Origin of the sequence: Mesorhizobium sp. M2A.F.Ca.ET.067.02.1.1 (assembly GCF_004023285.1) — a bacterium.
In the GTDB taxonomy this organism is placed as follows: domain Bacteria; phylum Pseudomonadota; class Alphaproteobacteria; order Rhizobiales; family Rhizobiaceae; genus Mesorhizobium.
This window is the reverse complement of sequence record NZ_RZSB01001265.1, coordinates 1-871: the sequence shown is the minus strand read 5'-3', so window position 1 is coordinate 871 and position 871 is coordinate 1. Positions and strand designations below refer to the sequence as shown.

Below are 871 nucleotides of genomic sequence, written 5' to 3'. Positions count from 1 at the left end.
GCATCTGCTCGTCCGGAAAGGTCGGCAGCGCGATGTCGGCCACGGCAAGCGCTTCCAGGATCGCGGCCTGGGCTGCCTCGCGGCTCGGCCACAGACGCGGCCGGTAATTCGGGTCGAAGGCGACGAGCGAGCCGGCGGCCCCGGCCGCAACTATGGCGGTCAGCAAAGTTGTCCGCGCGGCCTCGTCCAGAATTGCCAGGGTGATTCCAGAAAAATAGACAAGCGCCTGGTTTTCAAGGCTTTTCGCGAGCGCCACCGGATCGGAGGCGAGCTGACGCGCTGCCGCGTCGCTTCGCCAGTAGGTAAAGGCGCGCTCGGCTCCGGTGAGCGTGATGGCGTAAAGGCCGGGGCGCGCGCCGGCAATGACCGGACTGTTGCCTATGCCGATGCCGTTCTGGCCGAAGAAGGCGATCTGGTCGCGCGAGAAGGGATCGTCGCCGAAGGCCGAGACATAAGTCGCGGGGTGCTCCGGGCTCAGCGCGTGCAATGCCCACAGCGTGTTGAAGGTGTCGCCGGCAAAGCCCATGCGCCAGCTGTCGCCGGTCTGTCCCGACAATTCGATCATGCATTCGCCGATCGACGCAATACCCTTGGCGGCCATGTGGGTTCTATCCTTCTTAAAGTCTTGTTGCTGTAGCTTTTTGCGGCCGGCAGCGCCATGCTTGGCTGCCGGCGAATTTTGCGCCAGAAACGATTTCCCACAGGCAGGGCGGGACGCGGCGAGCGGCCCGCGACGTTAGCAGCCGAAGAGGAACGGGCTTGGCATCGATATGGCGTTACATCCTTGCGGGGCTCGGCCTGGCCGCGTTGCTGGTCGGCATCGTGGCCGTCGTCTATCAGACGCTGCCGCATTCGGCGTCCGGTCCGGACC

Annotated in this window: 1 protein-coding gene; it reads right to left on the bottom strand. The window is 65.0% G+C overall.

Annotation, left to right across the window (positions count from 1 at the left end; all coding sequences use genetic code 11):
• The coding region (locus EOA28_RS37210; protein ID WP_148671181.1) for a sugar kinase at positions 1 to 601 on the bottom strand (601 nt) is incomplete at its 3' end.
• Positions 602 to 871: the final 270 nt, after the last annotated feature.